Below are 21,208 nucleotides of genomic sequence, written 5' to 3'. Positions count from 1 at the left end.
CCTACCGGGTCAAGAAACGCACCGAACCCGCCAGCACCCGCCACCCCGGCCCACCCGCCATCAGACTCCGCAAACTCACCCCAGCAGCATGATCAAACTAAGCTACGCGGCATTGGGTTCTAACCGGATTCGCCACTCACGAGGGCTGCCGCCTCAGAGCCGGTCGAAAGCCGCCGCGTAGCGGAACGCGCCGCGGTTTTCCGGGGTATACGCCGCCAGCGGCAGCGCCTGGAAATGCGGTGCCCATTCCGGTACCGGCGGCGTGACGCCGAGCTTTTCGGCCATGACGAAGCCGAAGCGGGAGTAATAGCCTGGGTCGCCCAACAGCACGATCAGGCGGTAGCCGAGTGCGTTGGCGGCGCCGATCGTTGCGTGGACCAGGGCTGAGCCTGCGCCGCCGCGGTGACGGTCCGGGTGGACGCCTAGCGGGCCGAAGCCGATGGCGGAGTTTGGGTCGTCGCCGAGGCGGCCTGGGCTGGAGCAGGCGTGGCCGATGACCTCTCCGTCGCGCAGGGCGACGAGGGAGAGTGCGGGGAGCAGGTCGCCGTCGGCGGTGAGCTCGGTGACCAGTTTCGCTTCCGGCATTTCCCCGGTGACATCGGGATTGTGGACGCGGAACGCGGCGGTGTGCACAGCATGGATCGCTGGTGCGTCGGCGGCGGTCGACTGGCGGATCTGCATGCGCCCAGTTTCCCTGAGCGGCGGCTTGAGAGGAAATTCATTTTGGCGGGCCGCATTAGAGTGGGGGTGATGAGCGAGGTGGCGATAGGGGCGGCGCACGGCGATCGGCTGGTGATCTACGTGCTGGGGCGGATGCACACGGGGGCGGTCGATTTCTGGGACGGCAACTGGCTTTTCAGTCCGGTTGACCTGGTGGTCGGCGGGTTTTCCGCGCGGGTGCCCGCTGGGTTGCGGGCCGAGGGAACCGCGACCGACGGGCGGGGGAACCGGCTGTCGTTTCGGATTGGCGAGCTCGATCAGGCTGAGCTGCCGGCGATCATCGACGGGTTGGCGTCGATCGAGACGGAGTTTCCGGTGCTAGGCCGTGACGGTTTGGGGAGCGATCCGGGCCGGGCGGTCGTCTCGCATGAAGAGGAGGACCGCGGCTCCCACGAGCGGTCCGGCGGCCAGGGTGAGGAACGCTGAATAGAACGAGCCGGTCGCGTGGAAGACCGGGCCGACGACGGCGGGCACGATGACGCTGCCCAGTTGCCAGAAGGCGTTCACCGCGCCAGCCGCGGAACCGGCTAGGCGGACACCGGTCAACGCGGGGATCATGGCGGCGGTCAGCGGGCTGTAAGCGTACGCGCCGATGCCGAGAATCGGGGCTACCACTAGGAAAGCGCCGTAGCTGCTCAGGGAACCGAAGACCAGCAGAGCGCCGCCGAAGAGGATGAGTACGGCGATGATGGGGATTCGCCTGCCCAGGCCGATTTTGTCGGTGAGCCAGCCGATCAGCGGTTTGATCACTACCGCTGTGCCGGAGAAGATGACCAGGACTACGCCGGCCCGTACGGGGTCGATGTGTTCGCCGCGGATCATCAGCGTGTTGGACCAGGTGACGAAACCGTAGGTGCCCCACAGTCCGCCGAAACCGGCTAAGCCCAGCAGCAGCAGGTCGCGGTTGCGGAAGAGCGGGCGGGGGTCCGGCAAACCGCGGCGGGTGGACGTGGAGGCGTTGCCGTTGCGGATGAAGACCAGGCACAGCAGGCCGAGTACGACGGTGACGCCGCCGAAGAGGTGGTACGACACGGGCCAGCCGCTGGTTTTCACGAGCGTGGGCACGACGGCGTTGGCTACGACTGTGCCCAGTGACGTCGCGGTCATGAAGATGCCGCTCGCGAGTCCGTGCTCCTCCGGGCGGAACCAGGTGGTGATCAGCTTCAGTCCGGCGGAGAAGTCGACGCCCGCGAACAGGCCCAGCAGAGCTTGCAGGACCAGGCCCCAGGCGATGGACGTGGTCGAGCCGAACCCCACCATCAGCGCGCCTGCGACGAAGGAGCTGATGCCCAGGATCGCGCGGCTGCCGAGCCAGTCGGAGAGGAAGCCGCCGGCGGTGTTCGAGATGACGTAGCCGATGTAGTAGCAGGTGGCGAAGATCCCGAGCGCGGCCAGCGGGACGCCGAGCGAATCGCTGACCGCCGAGGACGCCGGGCCCCAGGTCGACCGGTCCACCGAGGTCATCGTGAACACAGCCCAGCAGAGCAGCAGGACGACCCAGCGATAGCGGCTCGGCATGGGGCCTCCTTCGACCTGACGGATGATCAGGGAAGGTTCCCGTTACCGGCGGTCGCGGGTCAAGCCAAGGCATCCTGACGGTGCAACTCGGCCCGGATCGCGCGGACGTCGTGGGCTCGGCCGTCGACGTACTGTGCGGCGGCGATGCCCGCGGCGTGGCCGGTCGCGAAGGCGGTGCCCATGACGCGGACGGAGGCGTACGCGTCGTCGTCGGAGCTGGTCAGGCGGCCGGCTGCCCAGAGGTTCGCGGTGTCGGCGGAGCAGATCGCGCCGTAGGGGAGGTCGTACCAGCCTCGGTCGGCGATCGGTTCGTAGCGGGTGACGCCGGGGCCCGCGTGGTCTTCGATGGGCCAGCCGCAGCGGCCGATGGACACGTCGGGGCGTTTGCGGGCGGTCAGGACGTCGCGGCCGGTGAGCTGTTCGCGGCCGACCAGGTGGCGGCCTTCGCGGATGCCTAGCTGGGGGCCGGTTTCCTCGAGGCGCGCTGACGACCAGCCGGAGAGGTGTTTGCGCAGGGCGTCCAGGTATTGCCATGCCTGACGTCGCGCGTCGGCTTCGTCGCGGCTCAGCGAGGCGGCGTCCAGGACGTCGGTTTGTTCGTCCACCAGGAGGGCGATTACGTTGCGGGTCAACGGAAGATGCACGGCGATGCCGTAGTCGCGGGGCAGCTGGACGCCGGTTTCCCGTTGATACGCGGCGACGGCGGCGCGCAGGCCCTCGCGCGAGAGGTCCGCGTCTTCGGGGACGCCGGAGAACCGGCAGACGAGCGTGCTGGTTTGCCGGTCGCGCAACGGGGCGACGCGGACGGCGGCTCCGGCGGCGGCCAGGAGCGCGCCGTCGCCGCTGGCGTCGACGAACGCACCGGCGGTGACCCGTTCCCGGCCGCCGCGGTGGTGCAGTTCGACCTCGGTGACGATGCCGTGCGTCCGCCGCGCGCCGATGAGCTTGGTGTGCAGGAGGACGTCCACGCCGGCGTCGGCGGCCAGCTCGTCGTACACCAGTTTGGTGGTTTCCAGGTCGAGCAAGACGATCTTGTTGCCGGTCCAGCCCATCGTCTTCTCTTCGTAGGCGCCCCGGTGCCGCAGCCGCCGCAGCACCTCCTCGCCGACGCCCGCGACGACCTGCTGGCCGGTCTGGTCGAAGAAACCGCAGAGGGTCAGCACGGAACTGATCGTCGCCGCGCCGCCAAGGTACGGGTACTGCTCGACCAGCAGCACCCGCGCCCCGGTGCGCGCCGCCCCGGCAGCGGAGGCGATACCCCCAGCACCGCCTCCGACTACGACGACGTCGTAGTGCACTCCAGCCCTCCTCGGGTGTTTGGCACCCAGTGAACTGGGTCCGGCCGGGAGGTCGCCACTGCCTATCCGGCACCCCGGGCATACCCGCAAGGTATATCTATGAAGATCAGAAAGTATGAAACTCATACAAGTTGGCGTACGCTCGGGGCATGGACACGAAGGCAGCCGGATACCGGCGCAAGGTCAACACGATCAACCGGGTCATCACCGCCCTGCAGCGCGCGGGGCTCGCGTTCGGGCCGATGGAACTGCTCACCGTCCCCGGGCGGCGCAGCGGCGAGCCGCGGACGTTTCCGTTGGCGGTATTGAAAGTCCAGGGCGGGGAGTACCTGATCCAGGCGTTCCCGAAGGCGGCGTGGGTGGCGAACGTCCGCGCGGCGGGGGAGGGCACGCTGTCGCGGGGACGGCGATCGCGACGGGTGCGGTTCGCGGAACTGCCGGTCGCGGAGCGGGGGCCGGTGCTGCGAGAGGTGGTCGCCGACGGGCCGCCGAGCGTGGGGCGACGTTATGTCACGACGGGGCTGGCGGAGTCGCCGACGCCGGACGGGGTGGCGGCTGCTGCGGGGAGGATCGCGGTTTTTCGGGTGGAAACGATCTGAGGACGGCGAAGGCCGGACGCACGATCGCCAAGGTTCAGGAAACGGCGAAGGCCGCCGCGGGAACGAGTCCCGCGGCGGCCTTCTGCGTAACTGAGGATCAGTCGAACGCCTTGGCGATCAGCGCCTTCTGCTCGACGTCGTGCACCTTCGACGAACCCGCCGACGGGGCGGCCATCGGGCGGCGCGCCACCACGTCGAGGCCGGTGAAGAACTCCGGGAACTTCCGGGGCAGGTTGAGGCCGAAGAACGGCCACGCGCCCTGGTTTTCCGGCTCCTCCTGGACCCACGCGATCTGGCTGGCGTTCGAGTAGCGCTCCACCGCGGCCAGCAGCTTCTTCTTCGGCAGCGGGTAGTACTGCTCGATCCGCACGATCGCGACGTCGTCGGCGCCGCGCTTCTCGCGCTCGGCCACCAGCTCCCAGTAGAGCTTGCCCGAGGTGAGCAGCACCTTGCGGACCTTCGCCGGGTCCTGCGTGGCGTCGTCGATCACCGACATGAAGCGGCTCTGGCCGGTGAAGTCCTCGACCGTCGACGTCGCCGCCTTGTTGCGCAGCATCGACTTCGGAGTGAAGACGATGAGCGGACGCTGGATGCCGTCGAGGGCGTGCCGGCGCAGCAGGTGGAAGTAGTTCGCCGGGGTGGAGGGCACCGCGACGGTCATCGACGCTTCCGCGCACAGCGACAGGAACCGCTCGATCCGGCCGGACGTGTGGTCCGGGCCCTGGCCCTCGTGGCCGTGCGGCAGCAGCAGCACGACGTCCGAGCGCTGGCCCCACTTGGCCTCGCCGGAGGAGATGTACTCGTCGATCACGGTCTGCGCGCCGTTGACGAAGTCGCCGAACTGCGCTTCCCACATCACGAGCGCCTCGGAGTTCGCCACCGAGTAGCCGTACTCGAAGCCGACGGCCGCGTACTCCGACAGCGCCGAGTCGTAGATCATCACGCGGCCCTGGCCGTCGGCCAGGTGCTGCAGCGGCGAGTACTCCTGGCCGTTCTTGCGGTCGATGAACACCGAGTGCCGCTGGGTGAACGTGCCGCGCCGGGAGTCCTGGCCGGACAGCCGCACGAGACGGCCTTCCAGCGCCAGCGACCCGAACGCCAGCAGTTCGCCGAACGCCCAGTCGACGCCGCCCTCGCGCGACATCTTGTGCCTGCGCTCCATGACCGGCTTGACCCGCGGGTGCGGGGTGAAGCCCTCGGGCAGGTTGACGAACGCGTCGCCGATCTTCTCGACGACCTCGCGCGACACGGCGGTGGTGACCTTCGCCGGGATCTGCTGCTCGCCCTCGACCGAAGGGCTCGCCTTCGCCGGGTGCTTCTCCAGTTCGCGCACCTCGTTGAAGACGTGCTCGAGCTGGCTGGAGAAGTCGCGCAGCGCGGCCTCGGCCTCTTCGACGGAGATGTCGCCCCGGCCGATCAGCGATTCGGTGTAGATCTTCCGGACCGAACGCTTCGTGTCGATGATGTCGTACATCGCCGGCTGCGTCATCGAGGGGTCGTCGCCCTCGTTGTGGCCGCGGCGGCGGTAGCAGATCAGGTCGATCACGACGTCCTTGTGGAACGCCTGGCGGTAGTCGACCGCCAGCTTCGCGACCCAGTGCGCGGCCTCGGGGTCGTCGCCGTTCACGTGGAAGACCGGCGCGCCGATCATCTTCGCGACGTCCGTGGCGTACTGGCTCGACCGCGAGTGCTCCGGCGCGGTGGTGAAGCCGACCTGGTTGTTGACGACCACGTGCACGGTGCCGCCGGTGCGGTAGCCGCGCAGCAGCGCGAGGTTCAGGGTCTCGGCCACGACGCCCTGGCCCGCGAAGGCCGCGTCGCCGTGCATCAGGACCGGCAGGACGGTGTAGCCCTCGCCGCCCTTGTCGAGGACGTCCTGCTTGGCGCGGACGATGCCCTCGAGGACCGGGTCGACGGTCTCCAGGTGCGACGGGTTGGACGCCAGCGAGACCCGGGTCTCCCCGTCGCCGAACATCCGGAAGTACTTGCCCTCGGCGCCGAGGTGGTACTTCACGTCGCCGGAGCCGTGCGCCTGGCCCGGGTCGAGGTTGCCCTCGAACTCCTGGAAGATCTGGCTGATCGGCTTGCCGACGATGTTCGCCAGCACGTTCAGCCGGCCGCGGTGCGGCATGCCGATGACGACCTCGTCGAGCTCGGCCTCGGCGGCCTTGTCGAGCACCGTGTCCAGCAGCGGGACCAGGGTCTCGCCGCCTTCCAGCGAGAACCGCCGCTGGCCGACGTACTTGGTCTGCAGGAAGGTCTCGAACGCCTCGGCGGCGTTGAGCTTCGACAGGATGTACTTCTGCGCGGACGGCTCCGGCTTGCTGTGCCGGACCTCGACGCGCTCCTGGATCCAGCGCCGCTCCTCGGGGTCGAGGATGTGCGTGTACTCCACGCCGACCGTGCGGCAGTAGGAGTCGCGCAGCACGCCGAGGATGTCGCGCAGCTTCATCCGCTCGCGGCTGGAGAAGTCGCCGACGGCGAACTCGCGGTCCAGGTCCCACAGGGTCAGGCCGTGGCTGAGCACGTCGAGGTCGTGGTGGCTGCGCTGGCGGTAGTTCAGCGGGTCGGTGTCGGCCATCAGGTGGCCGCGCATCCGGAACGCCTCGATCAGCTCCATGACGCGCGCGGTCTTGTCGACCGGGCCGTCCGGGATGTCGGCGACCCAGCGGATCGGCTCGTACGGCAGCCGCAGGCTGGTGAAGACGTCGTCGTAGAAGCCGTCCTCGCCGAGCAGCAGTTCGTGAATGCGCTTCAGGAACTCGCCGGACTCCGCGCCCTGGATGATGCGGTGGTCGTACGTCGAGGTCAGCGTCATGATCTTGCTGACCGCGAGGTCGACGAGGGTCTTCTCGCTGGTGCCCTCGAACGACGCCGGGTACTGCATCGCGCCGACGCCGATGATCGCGCCCTGGCCCGCCTGCAGCCGCGGCACCGAGTGGTTCGTGCCGATGCCGCCCGGGTTGGTGAGCGAGATGGTGGTGCCCGCGAAGTCGTCCGCGGTGAGCTTGTTCGTGCGGGCCTTCTTGACGATCTCCTCGTAGGCCTGCCAGAACTGCATGAAGGTCATGTTCTCGGTGGCCTTGATGGAGGCCACGACGAGAGTGCGGGAGTCGTCCTTGCCCTTCATGTCGATGGCAAGCCCGAAGTTGACGTGCTCCGGCGTGATCGCGAACGGCTTCCCGTCGATCAGCTTGTAGTGCCGGTTCATGTTCGGGAAGTCCTTCAGCGCCCGCACCATGGCGTAGCCGATGAGGTGCGTGAAGGAGATCTTGCCGCCGCGGGTGCGCTTGAGGTGGTTGTTGATGACGATGCGGTTGTCCGCCATCAGCTTCGCCGGGACCGCGCGCACGCTGGTCGCGGTGGGCACGGAAAGCGAGGCGTCCATGTTCTTGGCGATCGCGGCCGCGGCGCCGCGCAGCTGCTTGGACTCCGGCTCGGCGTCCTTCGCCGGAGCGGACTTGGCGGGCGCGGAAGCCGCGGGCTTCGCGGCCGGGGCGGGCTTGGCCGGGGCCTTGGCCGCCGGGGCGGGCGCTGCCTTGGCGGCCGGCGCCGCCGGGGCCTTCGCGGCGGGGGCGGCGGGCTTGGCGGCGGGGGCCGCCTTGGCTTCCCCGTTCCCTTCCGCCTGGGTGCCGTTGCCGCCCGGAGTGGGCTTGTAGTCGGCGAAGAAATCGTGCCAGGCGGCGTCTACCGACTGGGGGTCCGCGAGAAACCGCTCGTACATTTCTTCGACGAGCCACTCATTGGCACCGAACTGCGATGCGGGACTGCTGCTGGCCACGGCTGGCTCTCGCCTCTATCCATTCTCGATCCGATATCACAAGCATCTGCTGACCGCCAGGCTAGTCCCCTGCCGGTGGCCCGAAACACGCCACCTGGACGCTCGTGAGACAGGTCATTGTCTGGATCGGTTGAGAGGCCCAGCCTGACAGACAGCAGGGCCCACCGTACGCGTCGCAAGGGCCGAATGCCGTCACCTCGGCCGGTTTGGGGTGATCCCGGACACAGCGCCGGCCCTCGTGTCAGCTCGCCGCGGCGGGCAGCGAACGCACCGGCGCTGGTCCGAACCACGCGCGCAGGGCTTCGCGCAGATCGGCGGGATCGGTGTCCGGGCTTTCGGCGAGCCAGGCGACGTGCCCGTCCGGGCGGAGCAGGAAGGCGGCCGGGACCTCGCTGGTGCACGGGGTGCCGGACACGAGGTCGAGCCGGTCGAGCCACGGCGCGGCGGTGCGGGCGACGGCGGGGCCGTCGGTGAGGTCGACGAGCACGCCGCGGCCGGAGTGCAGGAGCTTCATCGTGGTCGTCGCGGCGCCGTCCGCGACGATCGACCACTCCGGCACCCGTGTCCCGGCCAGCGGGTGGTCCGAGGCGGGGAAGGTCGGGTAGCGCACGTCGAGCGCGGTGATCATCTCCGCGAGGTAGCGGTTGACCTCGTCGAACTCCATCAGCGTCCCGAACAGCTCGCGCAGCGGGCCGATCTCCGGGCGCGGGTCCATCAGGGCGAGCTGGGCCTGGGTGTTGAAGCAGACGCGCGCGCCGACCGGGTGGCGTTCGTCGTGGTAGGTGTCGAGCAGCCGGTCCGGGCTGCCGTTGACGACCGCGGCGAGCTTCCAGCCGAGGTTCACCACGTCCTGGATGCCGGTGTTGAGGCCCTGTCCGCCCGCCGGGAAGTGCACGTGCGCCGCGTCGCCGGCGAGCATGACCCGGCCCTTGCGGTACTGCGCGGCCTGCCGGGTCGCGTCGCCGAAGCGCGAGAGCCACACCGGGTCGCGCATCGGGAGTTCCTGGTCGGTGACCCGCTTGACCGAGGCGGCGAGTTCCTCCAGTTCGACCGGGTCGTCGCGGTGCGCGGTCGGCGGCCGGAACTCGACCGACACGACGCGGTAGAGGTCGCCGCCGAGCGGGACCGTGCCGAACACGCCGCCCTTGCAGCGGGCCAGGTGCGGGCCGTCGGGCACCTGGTCGAGGTGGACGTCGGCGAGCATCGCGTCGATGTTGGAGGCGGTGCCGGGGAAGTCGATGCCGGCCAGTTTGCGGACCAGGCTGCTGCCGCCGTCGCAGCCGACGAGGTAGCGGGAGCGGATCCGGTACTCGCCGTCCGGGCCGGTCACGGTGGCGACCACCGCGTCGGGCCCGTTCTCCAGTTCGGTGAGCCGGTGCCCGCGGCGGATCTCGACGTCCAGTTCCCGCGCGCGCTCTTCGAGGATCGCCTCGGTGCGCGACTGCGGGACCATCAGCGCGTACGTGTGGCGCCCGTTGAGCTTGCTGAGGTCGAGCAGCCGCATGCCGGCGAAGTGCCCCTTCGGCCACACCGGCGCGCCCTCGCTGAAGCGGGGCAGCAGGCCGCGCTGGTCGAGCACCTCGACGGTGCGCGAGTGCAGGCCGAGCGCACGGGACTGCCCGCTCGGCTCGGCGAGCCGCTCGAGCACGAGCACCCGGCCGGGCCGCAGCCCGAGTTCGCTCGCGAGCATCAGCCCGACCGGGCCGCCGCCCACGATCACCACGTCGTACTCGACATCCATCCCGGTGCTCCCCATGTGTCCGTGCCTGTGCTCACCCTGTTGTCAGCACGGACAAGCCTGGAGCACCGCGCGGGTCCGCGGCTATACGCGCTGTGCTGGGGATTCAGCGCTAGCCGAGCGGTCTTGGACGGTCTCCGGGACGGCCCGAGCGGGGCGTCGGCGGAGGTCGAGAGCGTGTTGAGGGGCCTTCGAGACCCGGCCGGAAGCATCGCCGCACACGAAGGTTTCCGCGGCTGTCCTGCGCGCGGACCACCAGATAAGGAAGGCAGGTACGACCCGGGATGACTGCCCACCCCACCGTGGACGCGCAGGCGATCGGCCGCCTCAACATGCTGTTCACCCAGTCGAAGATCCTGCACAGCGCGGTCGAACTGGGAGTGTTCGAGTTGCTGGCGGACGCGCCGAGGACGATCGACGAGATTCGCCAGGAACTCGGTCTGCACCAGCGGTTCACCGGCGATTTCGTCCAGGCGCTGGCCGCGCTCGGCCTGCTGGAGCGCGACGGCGAGAAGTTCAGCAACGCGCCAGCTACTGCGGAGGTACTGGTGCCGGGCGCGTCCGGCGGCGGCTACCTCGGCGCGCGGGTCCGCACGACGTCGCAGCGGCACTACGCGATGTGGGGCAAGCTGTCCGAGGCGCTGCGCGACGGCGAGCCGAAGGCGGACATCGGAGGGCACGGCGCGTTCGCCAAGCTGTACGAGGATCCGGTGCGCGCCAAGGCTTTCCTGGTGCACATGGACGCGAACAACGCGTTGGTCGCGCCGCAGCTGGCCGAGCACGTGGACTGGTCGGAGTACAAGAGCTTCGTCGACGTCGGCGGCGCGCGCGGCAACGTCGCGGCGCAGTTGTGCCTCGCGCACCCGCATCTGCAGGGCGGCGTGTTCGAGCTGCCGCCGATCGAACCGCACTTCGACGAGCTGATGGCGGAACTGGGCGTCGCGGACCGGGTCACGTTCCACCCCGGCGACTTCTTCGAGACGCCGCTGCCGGAGACCGACGTCGTCGTGTTCGGCCACGTGCTGCACGACTGGGACCCGCAGCGGCGCGTGGAACTGTTGGTGCGGGCCAAAAACGCGGTGCCGAGCGGGGGCGCGGTCGTGGTGTACGACCAGATCCTCGACGCCGAGAACCCGGATCTGCGCAGCCTGGTCGGCAGCATCAACGTCGGACTGATCACCGACGGCGGTTCCGAGTACACCGTGCCGCAGCTGCGCGAGTGGCTGGCCGAAGCCGGGTTGGAATTCCGCGCCGCCACCACTCTGCCGAAGGGCAACGACACCGTTGTGGTCGCGGTGAAACCGTGAGTGCGCAAGCGCTGGTAGTCGGGGCCGGGCCGGTCGGGCTGACCGCCGCGCACGAACTGGCCCGGCGCGGCGTGCGGGTGCGGATCGTGGACCGGGCGGGCGGTCCGGCGGTGACCAGCCGGGCGCTGGCGACGCATCCGCGTTCGCTGGAGATCTACGACCAGATGGGCGTGCTCGACGACCTGCTGCCGCGCGGGCAGCAGGTGCGCGCGTTCACGATCCACATGCGCGGCAAGCGAATGGTCGGTCTCCGGGCGGACTACTCGCGGCTGCCGACGCGGCTGCCGTTCACGTTGATGGTCGACCAGGTCATCACCGAGGAGGTGCTGCGGACCGCGCTGGCCAAGCAGGGCGTCGAGGTCGAATGGGGCGTCGCCTTGGCCGACTTCACCGACACCGGAGACGGCGTCCAGGTGCGGCTCGAACGCGACGGCGAGGTCGAGGAGACCTCGGCGGACTGGCTGGTCGGCTGCGACGGCGGGCACAGCGCGGTGCGCAAGAAGCTGGGGCTGAAGCTCGAAGGCGACTCGTCGGAGACCTGGCTGATCGCCGACGCGCAGGCGGACACCGCGTTGCCGCGCGACAGTATTCATCTCATCCGGACCCCGGGCGGTTCGGTGATGATGGTGCCGTTCCCGGACGAGGGCAAATGGCGGCTGCTCGACACCCGGGACGTCGAGTACTCCGGCTCCGGCGACGACGCGGCGGTCGCGCGGCGGTTCTCGGAGAAGGTGTCCGCGGCGACCGGCGTGCCGACCGTGGTTTCCCCGCCGACGTGGGTTTCGGTGTTCTCCATCCAGCAGCGGATGGTGCCGTCGATGCGGTCCGGCCGCTGTCTGGTCGCTGGCGACGCCGCACACGTGCACAGCCCGGCGTCCGGTCAGGGGATGAACACCGGCGTCCAGGACGCGTACAACCTCGCGTGGAAGCTGGCGATGGTGATCGACGGGCACGCCGACGAGCAGTTGCTCGACAGCTACTCGCGCGAGCGCGTGCCGGTGGGCGCGGAGCTGCTGCGCACCACGAAGAAGGCGACTTTCCTGGTACAGCTGAAGAATCCGTACGTCGCCGCAGTGCTGCCGGTGGCGTTCGGCGTGATGCGCAACGTTTCGGCGCTGCGCGGCAAGCTGGAACGCAAGATCATGGGCGGAATGTCCGCACTGGGCCTTTCGTATGGCGACGGCTCCGCGGCGGCCGGGCCTGGACCGCGACCGGGCGAGCGGCTGTCGGTCGTCGCCGGTGCGGACGCGGAAACCCCGGCGTGGCAGGCGTTGCTGGCGCAGTTGCGCGAACCGGGCTGGACGCTGGTGCTCGGCCCGGACGCGGAGCGAGCCGAACTGCCGTCCGTGGGCGGCTGGCTGGTGCCGCAGGTGGCCGGCCCGGGCAGGGACCTGCCGGACGCCGACGGCGCGTTGCGGCGGTCGCTCGGCCTTTCGGCGACGGGCTGGATCCTGACGCGCCCGGACGGCTACGTGGCCGACCGCGGCGACCGGATGTCCGCCGCTGTCGTGCGCGCCGTCTTGCGGCACGCGCACATCTCTGTCTGACGGCCCCGCGGGGCCGCGAATTCGAGGAGCGAAGGTGGATCTGGGGCTGACCGGCAAGGTCGTGCTGGTGACCGGCGGCAGCGGCGGGATCGGGGCCGAACTCGCGCGCACGTTCGCCGCGGAAGGGGCTCGGGTCGCGGTGACCTACCGGGCCAACCGCGAGGCGGCGGAGGAGGTCGCGCGCGAGTGCGGGCCGGACCGCGGGCTCGCCGTGCACTACGACCTGACCGAACTGGCCAGCGTGGACGCGGCGGTCGAGACCGTGGAGCGGCACTGGGGCCCGGTGGACGTGCTGGTCGCGAATGCGATCAGTCCCGGCGCGCTGCGCAAGCCGGGAAAATTGTTCGAAGAACTACCTACGGAGGATTGCGCTTCGTTCATCAATGTGAATATCGCGCCGGTGTTCCACACAGTGGCGAAGGTGCTGCCCGGTATGCGCGCGAAAAAATGGGGACGGATCGCATTTATCTCGTCGCGCGCGGCGACCGCGGGCAAGCCGGGCCGCGAGGCTTATGGGGCGGTGAAGTCCGCATTGCACGGTTTCGCCACGAGCCTCGCCTGGGACGTCGGCCGTGACGGAGTGCTGGTCAACACCATTCTTCCTGGCCTGACCGTCACTCCCCGTGTTGCGCAACAGGTTCCGGCCGAGATGCTGGAGCGCGAGCGAGCCATCACGCCCAGTGGCCGATTGAGCTGTCCGGGTGATGTCGCACAACTCGCAGTGTTCCTGTGTTCGGCCGCCAACGGCAATACGAACGGACAGTTCGCAGAAGTATCAGGCGGACGTTAAGTTTTTCCCGCCCGGGATCAGGAAGCCGTTTCTCTGCTAGCGTCGCTGGCGTCTCACTGGGGGAAAGCGAAGCACGCGGGCAGCTGCCTGGCGTGCTCTTTCGGCAGGTATCTGGGGGTCGGATGCAGATCGCAATATTGGGACCGCTGGCCGTACGCGCGGACGGAGTGGGCAAGACGCCGTCCGCGCCGAAGCTCCGCACGGTGCTGGCCATGCTCGCGCTGAACGCCAACCGGGCAGTGCACTTCGAGCAGTTCGTCGAGGAGCTGTGGGAGAACAACCCTCCGGCGAGCGCGGCCACGACGTTGCAGACCTACGTCTACCAGCTGCGCAAATCGCTGCGCCTGGCCGGTTCGGCCGAGGAGGGAGCGACAGTACTGCTAACGCGCCCGCACGGTTATGAACTGCAGGTGCCGCGGGCGGACGTGGTCGACGCGGTGCGCTTCTCGGCGCTGCTCGACCAGGCTCGGGACCGGCACGACGCCGGTGATCTCGAAGCCTGTGCCGAGCTGGCCAGACAGGCGCTCGCACTGTGGCGCGGGGCCGCGCTCTCCGATCTCCCGCTCGGCCCGACCCTCGCCGCGCGGGCGACTCAGCTGGAGGAGAGCCGCAAGGCGGCGCTTGACCTGCGGTTCGAGGCCGAACTGGCGCTGGGCAGGCACCGGCGCGTGGTCGACGAGCTCGCCGGGGTGGTCAAGGCGAATCCGACGCACGAGGCGTACTCGGCGAAGCTGATGGTCGCGCTCTACCGCTGCGGCCGCCGGGTCGAGGCGCTCGACGTCTACCATCGGGTGCGCAGTGATTTCATCGCACAGCTGGGCATCGAGCCGTCGGCGACCCTGCGTTCGGTGCACCAGCAGATCCTGGTGGACGATCCCGCGCTCACTCTTCCGGCCCCGCGCGGGTCCAGTGTGAGTGAAGCCACAACTGGTCTAGACAACGGGCAAACCGGGCATACCGCGCAAAATGAGCGCACTGCGGAAGTAGCCGTCCGGAGTATCGACGACAACGACACCGTGACTGAGAGCAGTGTCGTCGAAGTGGTTTCCGTCGTGCGCGCCGATGCGGAGGGTGATCTGGTCCCGCTGCGGCCCGCGGCGCCGGAGGTGCTGGGGCCGAATCACCTCCCGTCCGACGTGCCCGACTTCGTCGGCCGGGACGAGGAGATCCGCGAGCTGGTGCGGCGGTGTTCCGCCGCGCGCACCAAGCTCACCGGCGGCAGCACGGTCGTGGAGATCACCGGCGGGCCGGGGGCGGGCAAGACCGCGCTGCTCGTGCACGTCGCGCACCGGGTCCGCGCGACGTTCCCGGACGGGCAGATCTTCGTGTCGCTGACGCCGGTGCACCGCGGCGAGGAGACGATGGCCGACGTGCTCGCCGGCTGCCTGCGCGCGTGCGGCGTTCCGCTGTCGCCGTCGCCCTCGATGTCCGAGCTGGTGAACGTCTACCGCGACTACACCGCCACCCGGCGGCTGCTGGTCGTCGTGGACGACGCCGCCCGGTCTTCCGAAGTGGATCTGTTGCGCCCCAGCGGTTCCGGCAGTTTGCTGCTGGTCGCGAGCAGGCGGCGGCTGTACCTGCGCGGCGTGGTCGCGCCGGTCAACCTGCCGCCGCTGACGGTCAACGAATCGCTGGAGCTGCTCGGCCAGTTCATCGGGCGGCGGCGGATGCTGGAGGACCTCGACTGCGCCAGCGCGCTGGTGCGGATGTGCGGCAGGCTGCCGCTGGCCGTCGCGGCGGTCGGCGGGTACCTGGCCTACCGGCCGGCCTGGTCGTTGCGCCGGATGCACGACCGGCTGTCCCGCGATCCCGGTGCGGTGCTTCGGTTGCCGTGCGGGGAAGGCACGGTCGACGCGAGCGTCCGGGCGAGTTACCGGACGCTGTGCGGACCGGCGCAGGAAGCGTTCCGGCAGCTGGCGAGCATCGACGAGTTCACCGTGCCGGACGCGGTCAAGCTCCTCGGCCGCCCTGGAGAACTGGTGCGCGAAGTGCTCGAGGACCTCGAATCCGCCGGGCTGGCCGAGGAAATCGGCGAACGCGGCGGTTCGGGACCGCACCGGTACCACGACGCAGAGTCCAATGTAGACGTCCTGCGGCCTTCCACGGCGGACGCGGTCTACTGCGTTCCCCGGCTCCCGTCGTTCGCGGGCCGTTGGCTGGCAAGGGAAGCCGAGCCCGCAGCACGCGAGGCCGCGGTCGCCACCGGCTGAGAACGAGGCGGGGTCGAATCCGGCTGGAGCGCGTTCGACCCCGCTTCGATCCGTCTTGGACACCCCGGGCCCAGACTCGACAACAGCGACGTCGGGCGCTCGGAGCGCGAAGGGCAGGTGCAGACGGAGTGAGTACGAGTGCGGGGCACCCCGGGGCAGCGGGAGTGCCGGCGCGGCACGGCAGCGGAGGTCCGCGGCGGGCGGTGATCACCGGGATAGGTGTTGTCGCGCCGGGGAAACCGGGGCGCGAACCGTTCTGGGACATGGTGTCGGGCGGGCGGACCGCCACCCGGCCGGTGTCGTTCTTCGACGCCTCCCAGTTCCGCTCGCGGATCGCCGCCGAATGCGATTTCGATCCGGAGGCGGCGGGGCTCGGTCCGCAGCAGGTGCGGCGGATGGACCGGGTGGCCCAGTTCGCGGTGGCGTGCACGCGGGAGGCGCTGGCCGACGCGGGGCTCGCACCGTCCGATGTGGACCCGTACCGGACCGGGGTTTCGATCGGCAGCGCGGTCGGGGCCACGATGAGCCTCGAACGCGAGTACGTCGTGGTGAGCGACGGCGGCCGGAAGTGGGAGGTCGACGCGGACTACGCGGTGCCGCATCTGTTCGACCAGTTCGTGCCGAGTTCGATGGCCAAGGAAGTGGCCTGGGAAGCGGGCGCGGAAGGGTCGGTGCAGGTCATCTCGACCGGCTGCACGTCCGGATTGGACTCGGTGGGCCACGCGCGGGACCTGATCGCCGAGGGCAGCGCGGACGTCGTCCTCGCGGGCGGTTCGGACGCGCCGATCTCGCCGATCACCGTGGCGTGCTTCGACGCGATCAAGGCGACCTCGCCGCGCAATGACGAGGCGGCGACGGCGTCGCGTCCGTTCGACAACACCCGCAACGGGTTCGTGCTCGGCGAGGGCGCGGCGGTGTTCGTGGTGGAGGAACTGGGCCGGGCGCTCGCCCGCGGGGCTCGGATCTACGGCGAGATCGCCGGGTTCGCCACGCGGTGCAACGCCTACCACATGACCGGGTTGCGGGCGGACGGCGTGGAAATGACCGAGGCGATCCGGCAGGCGATGGGCCAGGCGCGGGTGACGCCGGAAGCGATCGGCTACGTCAACGCGCATGGTTCGGGCACGAAGCAGAACGACCGGCACGAGACGCAGGCGTTCAAGAATTCGCTGGGAGAACGCGCTTATCGCGTCCCGGTGAGCTCGATCAAGTCGATGGTCGGGCATTCGCTCGGCGCGATCGGCTCGATCGAGATCGCCGCCAGCCTGCTCGCCATGCGCGACGGGCTGCTGCCGCCGACGGCCAACCTCAATGAACCCGACCCGGAGCTCGACTTGGACTACATTCCTTTGGTGGCACGAGAAGCCGCGGTGGATACGGTGCTGACGGTCGGCAGCGGGTTCGGCGGGTTCCAGAGCGCCATGGTGCTCACCAGCAACGTCGGCGGTCCGGCATGAACGCGGTGATCACCGGGCTCGGCGTGCTCGCGCCGACCGGAAGCGGGGTCAAGCAGTTCTGGGAAGCCACCCTCGAAGGGGCCAGCGGAATCGGCCCGGTGACCCGGTTCGACGCTTCGAGCTACCCCAGCACGCTCGCCGGCGAGGTCGCCGGGTTCAGCGCGAAGGGCATCCTGCCCAGCCGGTTGCTGCCGCAGACCGACCATTCCACACGGATGTCGCTCGTGGGCGCGGAATGGGCGCTGGCCGACGCCGGCGTCGACCCGGAGGCGCACGACGGGTTCAACCTCGCGGTGATCACCGCCAGTTCGGCAGGCGGCTACGAGTTCGGGCAGCGCGAACTGCAGAACATGTGGAGCAAGGGCGGCAAGTACGTCAGCGCGTACCAGTCGTTCGCGTGGTTCTACGCCGTCAACACCGGGCAGATCTCCATCCGGCACGGCATGCGCGGGCCGGGTGCGGTGGTGGTGTCCGAACAAGCCGGCGGGCTGGACGCGATCGGAAAGGCCCGGCGCGCGGTGCGTTCCGGGACCGCGGTCGCGCTGACCGGCGGCATCGACAGCGCACTGTGCCCGTGGGGCTGGGCGGCGATGCTCACCTCCGGACGGCTCAGCACGAGCAGCGAACCGGCGAAGGCTTATCTGCCGTTCGATCGGTCCGCCGCCGGGTACGTGCCCGGCGAGGGCGGCGCGGTGCTAGTGCTGGAACCGGCGGACTCGGCGCGGGACCGGCAGCCGCCGTACGCCGAGATTGCCGGATACGCGTCCACTTTCGACCCGAAACCGGGCAGCGGGCGTCCGCCGGGACTGCGGCGGGCGATCGAGCTCGCTCTGACGGACGCGGGCATTTCCGCCGCCGAGGTTGACGTCGTTTTTGCCGACGCGGCCGGGGATCTCGCGCTCGACCGTGAGGAAGCCGAGGCGGTCACCGCGGTGTTCGGCGCACGCGGTGTCCCGGTCACCGCGCCAAAAGCCGGGGTCGGCCGGTTGGCCGCGGGCGGGGCCGGGCTGGACGTCGCGTGCGCGGCGCTGGCGATCCGCCACGGCGTGGTGCCGCCGACGCCGAACGTCTCGGATCCGGTGCCGGAGCACGGGATCGACCTGGTCACCGGTGCCGCGCGGGAAACGCCGGTGCGGGCCGCGGTCGTCCTCGCCCGCGGCATCGGCGGGCACAACGCCGCGCTCGTGTTGCGCGGAGTGTGAGGGAAGACTTTTCAAGATCACCCGAACGGCCGAACCGCAAAGCCTTGTCCAGCAAGAAGAACCCACTGACAGCCGCATTCGCGCGGCAGGAGGAGCGATCATGCGCGAGCTGACCTACGAGGATCTGATGGAGATCATCCGCCGTTGCGCCGGAGAGAGCGACGAAATGGCACAAACCACCGACGCGCGCGACATTCCCTTCGCCGAATTGGGCTATGACTCGCTCGCGCTGATGGAGACCGCGAGTATGCTCCAGCGCGACTACGGAGTCGAACTGCCGGACGAAACGGTGGTCGACATCGACACGCCGCGCGCTCTGGTCGAACTGGTGAACAGCAGGCTCGGTTCCGCGGTGTAAGGGGAATTCCGCCAAAGCCTTCCGAAGGAGGACAGGTGTCCGAGCCTGCCCTGAACCCGCGCCGCTGGGCGATCCTCGCGGTGCTGCTGACGTCCTTTCTGCTCACCGTGCTGGACGCGACGATCGTGACGATCGCCTTCCGCGCGCTCGCCGATCCGGTCGACGGGCTCGGCGCGTCCGCGGACCAGCTGCAGTGGGTGGTCAACGGGTTCACGCTCGTGTACGCCGGCTTGCTGCTGGCGTGGGGCGTGCTGGGGGACCGGCTCGGGCACCGGAAGGTGCTCCTGATCGGGCTCGTGGTGTTCGGCGTTTCCAGCGTGCTGGCGGCGTTCGCGCACTCGCCCGGCGAACTGGTGCTGTGGCGCGTCGTGATGGGCGCGGGCGGCGCGGCGATCCCGCCGACCACGCTCGCGACCATCTCGCACGTGTTCGGCGACAAGGAACGCCCGCGCGCCATCGGGTACTGGGTGTCCGCCGCGGGCATCGCGGCCGTGGTGGCCCCGGTGCTCGGCGGCTTCCTCATCCAGTTCGCTTGGTGGGGTTCGATTTTCCTGGTGAACGGCCCGATCGTGCTCGCCGCGATCGTGCTGACCGTGCTGATGGTCCCGGAGTCCACTTCGACCGCGCGCAAGCTCGACGTGCCCGGCGTGGTGCTGTCGGTCGCGTGGAGCACCGCGCTCGTCTACGGGATCATCCAGGCGGGCAACCTGGCCACGATCGCCGATCCGCGGGTGTACGTCCCGCTGGTGCTCGGCGTGGTGCTGCTGGTCGTGTTCGTCCTGGTGGAACTGCGGTCCGCGGCTCCGGCGCTGGATCTGCGGCTGGTGTCGGACCGCCGGGTCGCGGGTGCGACCAGCGCGGTGTCGCTCGCGTTCTTCGTGAACTTCGGCGTGCCGTTCTTCCTGATCTTCTACCTGCAGAGCGTGCTCGGCGTGAGCCCGCTGATGACCGGCTTGGCGATTCTGCCGCTGGCGCTGGCCCTGGCCGTGTTCTCGCCGCGCTCGGCGACGCTGTCGGCGAAGTTCGGCACCAAGAACGTGCTGGTCGGCGGCTTGCTGCTGCTGGCTGTCGGCGTGGCGATTTTCGCGCTGCTGGACCAGAACAGTCCGTTGTGGCCGGTGTTCGTCGCCGACTTCCTGGTCGGTCTCGCGATGGCCAACGTGATGCCGCCCGCGACCACCACGATCATGTCGGCGGTCCCGCGCGAGCGTGCCGGGGTCGGTTCGGCGCTGACGAACATGGGCCGCAGCATCGGCGGCGCGATCGGTATCGCGGTGCTGGGTTCGCTGCTGACTGTCGTGTACCGCAACGGGGTTGAGCCCGCGTTGTCGGTGCTGCCGGAGCAGTCTCGCGCCGCCGCCGGTGATTCGATCGAAGCGACGAAGGCCGCCGCGGCGGGCCTAGGCGGCAACCAGGGCACTGACTTGTTCGCCGCGGGCGCGGACGCGTTCTCGGTCGCGATGCGCACGACGGCCCTCGCCGCGGCCGGTGCCGCGGTGCTGGCGGCGATCGTGGTTCTCGTGGTGGTGCCGGCCCGGGAACGACGAGCGGCTGAGGTTTCCTGACGCGTTCCCGGGCCTGAGCTCTCAGCTTCGGCGGGTGGCGGAGATCAGCGAGAACTCCTGCGGCAGCGGAGTGATCGCGTCCAGCGCGAACCCGGCTTCCTCGAGCAGCCGGGTCACTTCCGCGGTGGAACGGATCCCGCCCCCGCCGAAGAGCACGTACATCAGGGTGTCGTGGGACAGCAGCAATGCGTTGTCCACGCCCGGTCCGGACACCCGTTCCACCAGCAGCAACCGAGCCCCCGGAGCCGCTGCCGCCGCGCAGTTCGCCAGGATCCGCGCACAGTCCTCGTCCGGCCAGTTCACCAGCACTCGAGCGAGCAGATAGAGGTCGCCGCCTTCGGGAACGGACTCCAGGAAATTCCCGGACGCCACCTCGCAGCGTTCCGTGAGGCCCGCGTCCGCGATGGCCTTTTTCGCGGCCTCCGCGGACTGTTCGGCGTCGTAGACCGTGCCGTGGAGTTGTTCGTGTGCGGCGAGCAGCCGGAGCGCCAGTTCGCCGCTGCCGCCGCCGACGTCGACGAATCGCTGGTGCGCACCGAAGTCGTAGGCGCCGGGCAGCGCGTCGAACAACGCCGTGTTGCCCGCCATCGCGCGGTCGAAAAGCTTTCCGCGTTCGGGGTTTGCGGAGAGGTACTCGAAGAAGCTAGACTGAAATGCGCCTTCAAACGCATTTTGTCCGGTTCGTACGGCGGAGGCGATGTCGGTCCAGGCACGATGGAATTCGGAGCCCGCGATGAGCGTGTACGGCCGCAGGGAGTCTTCCCGGTCGCTGCGCAGCAGCTCGCCGAGCTCGGTGAGGGAGAACGAGCCGTCGTCCTCGCGGAACACGCCCAGCGCGGTCAGGTACTGCAGGAACCGTTGGGTGGCAACAGGATCAGTGCCCGAGTCGGCCGCCACCTGAGCGGCCGTACGCGGCCCGTCGGCGAGCCGGTCGGGCCAGCCGAGCTCGGCTGCCGTGTAGACGGCTCGGGCTTTCCAGTCGCCGATGATGAGATTCATCAGCTCGAGCTGCGGCGTTTTCGCGCGCGCGGAATCGTCGGACATCCGGGTCGTCTCCTCAGCCGTTTCGGGTAGTCGACCGATGCTCGCTGCCGCCGTTCAAAAGGTTCTCGAAGATC

At 69.6% G+C, this 21,208-nt stretch carries 16 protein-coding genes; 10 read left to right on the top strand and 6 right to left on the bottom strand.

The genetic code is table 11. From position 1 onward, the window contains the following. Positions 1 to 153: 153 nt before the first annotated feature. Complete coding sequence (locus PUT80_RS23235) at positions 154 to 681, bottom strand: N-acetyltransferase (RefSeq protein ID WP_275293411.1); 528 nt, start codon at positions 679 to 681, stop codon at positions 154 to 156. 69 nt (positions 682 to 750) lie between these two features. Here PUT80_RS23235 and PUT80_RS23230 point away from each other — a divergent pair, with 69 nt between their 5' ends. Continuing rightward, complete coding sequence (locus PUT80_RS23230; RefSeq protein ID WP_275293410.1) at positions 751 to 1,146, top strand: hypothetical protein; 396 nt, start codon at positions 751 to 753, stop codon at positions 1,144 to 1,146. Here the strand turns inward: PUT80_RS23230 and PUT80_RS23225 are convergent. Then, complete coding sequence (locus PUT80_RS23225) at positions 1,039 to 2,238, bottom strand: MFS transporter (RefSeq protein ID WP_275293409.1); 1,200 nt, start codon at positions 2,236 to 2,238, stop codon at positions 1,039 to 1,041. The genes PUT80_RS23230 and PUT80_RS23225 overlap by 108 nt on opposite strands. Positions 2,239 to 2,297: 59 nt before the next feature. After that, complete coding sequence (locus PUT80_RS23220; protein WP_275293408.1) at positions 2,298 to 3,536, bottom strand: FAD-dependent oxidoreductase; 1,239 nt, start codon at positions 3,534 to 3,536, stop codon at positions 2,298 to 2,300. A 149-nt stretch (positions 3,537 to 3,685) separates the two neighbouring features. Here PUT80_RS23220 and PUT80_RS23215 point away from each other — a divergent pair, with 149 nt between their 5' ends. Beyond that, positions 3,686 to 4,135, top strand: a complete 450-nt coding sequence (locus PUT80_RS23215) for a nitroreductase family deazaflavin-dependent oxidoreductase (protein ID WP_134728112.1) — start codon at positions 3,686 to 3,688, stop codon at positions 4,133 to 4,135. Between the two features lie 97 nt (positions 4,136 to 4,232). On the opposite strand, the gene PUT80_RS23210 is transcribed toward PUT80_RS23215, so the two are convergent. After that, entirely contained in the window at positions 4,233 to 7,916 is a 3,684-nt protein-coding gene (locus tag PUT80_RS23210; protein ID WP_078870629.1) for a multifunctional oxoglutarate decarboxylase/oxoglutarate dehydrogenase thiamine pyrophosphate-binding subunit/dihydrolipoyllysine-residue succinyltransferase subunit, read from the bottom strand. 241 nt (positions 7,917 to 8,157) lie between these two features. Continuing rightward, positions 8,158 to 9,657, bottom strand: a complete 1,500-nt coding sequence (locus PUT80_RS23205) for an FAD-dependent monooxygenase (RefSeq protein WP_275293407.1) — start codon at positions 9,655 to 9,657, stop codon at positions 8,158 to 8,160. Between the two features lie 281 nt (positions 9,658 to 9,938). Here PUT80_RS23205 and PUT80_RS23200 point away from each other — a divergent pair, with 281 nt between their 5' ends. The 8 genes from PUT80_RS23200 (at position 9,939) to PUT80_RS23165 (ending at position 20,090) form a co-directional block, all read left to right on the top strand. Further along, complete coding sequence (locus PUT80_RS23200; RefSeq protein ID WP_275293406.1) at positions 9,939 to 10,961, top strand: methyltransferase; 1,023 nt, start codon at positions 9,939 to 9,941, stop codon at positions 10,959 to 10,961. After that, complete coding sequence (locus PUT80_RS23195; protein WP_275293405.1) at positions 10,958 to 12,508, top strand: FAD-dependent oxidoreductase; 1,551 nt, start codon at positions 10,958 to 10,960, stop codon at positions 12,506 to 12,508. The genes PUT80_RS23200 and PUT80_RS23195 overlap by 4 nt, the downstream gene beginning before the upstream one ends. A 34-nt stretch (positions 12,509 to 12,542) precedes the next feature. Then, complete coding sequence (locus PUT80_RS23190; protein WP_238604354.1) at positions 12,543 to 13,298, top strand: SDR family oxidoreductase; 756 nt, start codon at positions 12,543 to 12,545, stop codon at positions 13,296 to 13,298. Between the two features lie 122 nt (positions 13,299 to 13,420). Then, positions 13,421 to 15,508: an AfsR/SARP family transcriptional regulator gene (locus tag PUT80_RS23185; RefSeq protein WP_275293404.1), complete on the top strand. Its 2,088-nt coding sequence runs from the start codon at positions 13,421 to 13,423 to the stop codon at positions 15,506 to 15,508. A gap of 203 nt (positions 15,509 to 15,711) precedes the next feature. Then, positions 15,712 to 16,965 carry a beta-ketoacyl-[acyl-carrier-protein] synthase family protein gene (locus tag PUT80_RS23180; protein ID WP_081684878.1) on the top strand — a complete coding sequence of 418 codons (1,254 nt, stop codon included), beginning with the start codon at positions 15,712 to 15,714 and terminating at the stop codon, positions 16,963 to 16,965. Continuing rightward, positions 16,962 to 18,167, top strand: a complete 1,206-nt coding sequence (locus PUT80_RS23175; RefSeq protein WP_275293403.1) for a ketosynthase chain-length factor — start codon at positions 16,962 to 16,964, stop codon at positions 18,165 to 18,167. Before PUT80_RS23180 ends, PUT80_RS23175 begins: the two co-directional genes overlap by 4 nt. 100 nt (positions 18,168 to 18,267) lie before the next feature. Then, positions 18,268 to 18,525 (top strand): acyl carrier protein, encoded by a 258-nt coding sequence (locus PUT80_RS23170; RefSeq protein ID WP_037817205.1) that lies wholly within the window; start codon positions 18,268 to 18,270, stop codon positions 18,523 to 18,525. Positions 18,526 to 18,560: 35 nt separating this feature from the next. Further along, positions 18,561 to 20,090, top strand: a complete 1,530-nt coding sequence (locus tag PUT80_RS23165) for an MFS transporter (RefSeq protein ID WP_167754032.1) — start codon at positions 18,561 to 18,563, stop codon at positions 20,088 to 20,090. A gap of 21 nt (positions 20,091 to 20,111) precedes the next feature. Here the strand turns inward: PUT80_RS23165 and PUT80_RS23160 are convergent, their stop codons facing one another. Then, entirely contained in the window at positions 20,112 to 21,134 is a 1,023-nt protein-coding gene (locus tag PUT80_RS23160) for a methyltransferase (protein WP_051729290.1), read from the bottom strand. Positions 21,135 to 21,208: the final 74 nt, after the last annotated feature.

The sequence above is a fragment of the Amycolatopsis sp. La24 genome (assembly GCF_029087445.1).
GTDB lineage: Bacteria > Actinomycetota > Actinomycetes > Mycobacteriales > Pseudonocardiaceae > Amycolatopsis > Amycolatopsis nivea.
The sequence above is the reverse complement of the archived record's forward strand: the minus strand, read 5'-3'. Positions and strand labels throughout refer to the sequence as shown.

Coding starts and splice junctions, on each gene's coding strand:
- PUT80_RS23235 (WP_275293411.1), bottom strand. CDS start 681: ATGCAGATCCGCCAGTCGACCGCCGCCGACGCACCAGCGATCCATGCT.
- PUT80_RS23230 (WP_275293410.1), top strand. CDS start 751: ATGAGCGAGGTGGCGATAGGGGCGGCGCACGGCGATCGGCTGGTGATC.
- PUT80_RS23225 (WP_275293409.1), bottom strand. CDS start 2,238: ATGCCGAGCCGCTATCGCTGGGTCGTCCTGCTGCTCTGCTGGGCTGTG.
- PUT80_RS23215 (WP_134728112.1), top strand. CDS start 3,686: ATGGACACGAAGGCAGCCGGATACCGGCGCAAGGTCAACACGATCAAC.
- PUT80_RS23205 (WP_275293407.1), bottom strand. CDS start 9,657: ATGGATGTCGAGTACGACGTGGTGATCGTGGGCGGCGGCCCGGTCGGG.
- PUT80_RS23200 (WP_275293406.1), top strand. CDS start 9,939: ATGACTGCCCACCCCACCGTGGACGCGCAGGCGATCGGCCGCCTCAAC.
- PUT80_RS23185 (WP_275293404.1), top strand. CDS start 13,421: ATGCAGATCGCAATATTGGGACCGCTGGCCGTACGCGCGGACGGAGTG.
- PUT80_RS23175 (WP_275293403.1), top strand. CDS start 16,962: ATGAACGCGGTGATCACCGGGCTCGGCGTGCTCGCGCCGACCGGAAGC.
- PUT80_RS23170 (WP_037817205.1), top strand. CDS start 18,268: ATGCGCGAGCTGACCTACGAGGATCTGATGGAGATCATCCGCCGTTGC.
- PUT80_RS23160 (WP_051729290.1), bottom strand. CDS start 21,134: ATGTCCGACGATTCCGCGCGCGCGAAAACGCCGCAGCTCGAGCTGATG.